This window comes from Yersinia sp. IP36721 (genome assembly GCF_003634395.1).
GTDB classification, from domain to species: Bacteria; Pseudomonadota; Gammaproteobacteria; order Enterobacterales; family Enterobacteriaceae; genus Yersinia; species Yersinia entomophaga.
Map to the genome: position 1 here is coordinate 1 of NZ_QCZL01000062.1, position 1,315 is coordinate 1,315.

The window sequence follows — 1,315 nt, forward strand, 5'->3', positions numbered from 1 at the left end:
TTGTTCAATAAAGCGGTCTCAATCTTCATTGCTTTCTTGCTGTTACTTGCACGTTCCATGCGTAATACTTCCCTTGTTAGATGTTGTTACGTGACAAAGCTGTGAGCTTGTCACTTTTGTTGCCCCAGACTTTCCGGGGTGAGGTCAGTAGTGTTAAAGAGCGGTAGTGCTTAAGCTGCTTGTTCTGGGTGAGGGAACAAGTCAGGTAAATCTGGGCGAACTTCGTGAGCTGAAACTTGCCCTCCCGTGGCGTTTACGATGGCACTCACCTTCTCTGGAGAGACCAAGCCGCCATTCAGCCATTTATGAACGGCTGGCTGGCTAACACCACAAACGTCGGCAAGCTTTTTCTGGCTACCGACGATGCTCAAAGCTCGCTGGATAACTAAATTCATTTAAAAGCCTCTTTTGGTTATGTGATATTGGAAAAGATAACCCAAGTTATGCCAATTGTCCATAACCTTTGTTATTTGCATAAACATAACCATGGTTATAAATTAGGCGTATGAACACATTTGCAGATCGTTTAAATAAAGCCTTACTAGAAGAAGGCTTATCTCAGGAGCAGCTTGCTAAAGCTGTTGGGCTAACTCAGCCTGCCATTCAAAAGCTAACGTCAGGTAAAGCAAAATCATCCCGAAAAATCCTTGAAATATCTGAAGCATTGAGGGTTAAACCTGAATGGCTTGGGCGGGGTGAGGGGCCAATGCGCGAAGACGGAGTAAAGCCACATCATCCAGATTCAACAATCCCTAGAGAATCAGAATGGGGAACTGTTGATGCATGGGACAGTAAAACACCGCTACATGAAGATGAAGTTGAAGTGCCATTTCTTAGAGATATAGAGTTTGCTTGTGGGGATGGGCGAGTGCCGAACGAAGATTATAACGGATTTAAAATTCGCTTCTCTAAAGCTACCCTGAGACGAGTGGGAGCTAACACGGATGGTTCTGGGGTTATCTGCTTTCCGGCGGCAGGAAACAGCATGGAGCCAGTAATACCCGATGGCGCTACCGTTGCAGTTGATACTCAGAATAAAAAGATTGTGGATGGTGAGCTATACGCAATTAATCAGGATGGGCTCAAGCGCATTAAGCAACTCTATCGCCGCCCTGGTGGGAAGGTGACGATCCGCAGCTTCAATCGTGAAGAAAATGATGATGAGGAAGCGCTAGAGAGCGAACTGGAGATAGTTGGGTTTGTTTTCTGGTACTCGGTCATTCGATATCGCAAGTGATCCACTGCTAGCCCATAGAGATTTAGCAAATATAAATAAAGGTCTGGTTATGGAAAAAATATCATTTATTTACACCCA

At 44.9% G+C, this 1,315-nt stretch carries 2 protein-coding genes; one reads left to right on the forward strand and one right to left on the reverse strand.

All coding sequences use genetic code 11. From position 1 onward, the window contains the following. Positions 1–170: 170 nt before the first annotated feature. Positions 171–395, reverse strand: a complete 225-nt coding sequence (locus DBA33_RS20190; RefSeq protein WP_120807107.1) for a helix-turn-helix domain-containing protein — start codon at positions 393–395, stop codon at positions 171–173. A 110-nt stretch (positions 396–505) separates the two neighbouring features. On the opposite strand from DBA33_RS20190, the gene DBA33_RS20195 reads away from it, so the two are divergent. Continuing rightward, positions 506–1,237, forward strand: a complete 732-nt coding sequence (locus tag DBA33_RS20195) for a helix-turn-helix transcriptional regulator (RefSeq protein ID WP_120807108.1) — start codon at positions 506–508, stop codon at positions 1,235–1,237. Positions 1,238–1,315 lie beyond the last annotated feature (78 nt).

Excerpts from the sequence above, each read along its gene's own strand:
- DBA33_RS20190 (WP_120807107.1), bottom strand. The coding sequence starts at position 395 with ATGAATTTAGTTATCCAGCGAGCTTTGAGCATCGTCGGTAGCCAGAAA.
- DBA33_RS20195 (WP_120807108.1), top strand. The coding sequence starts at position 506 with ATGAACACATTTGCAGATCGTTTAAATAAAGCCTTACTAGAAGAAGGC.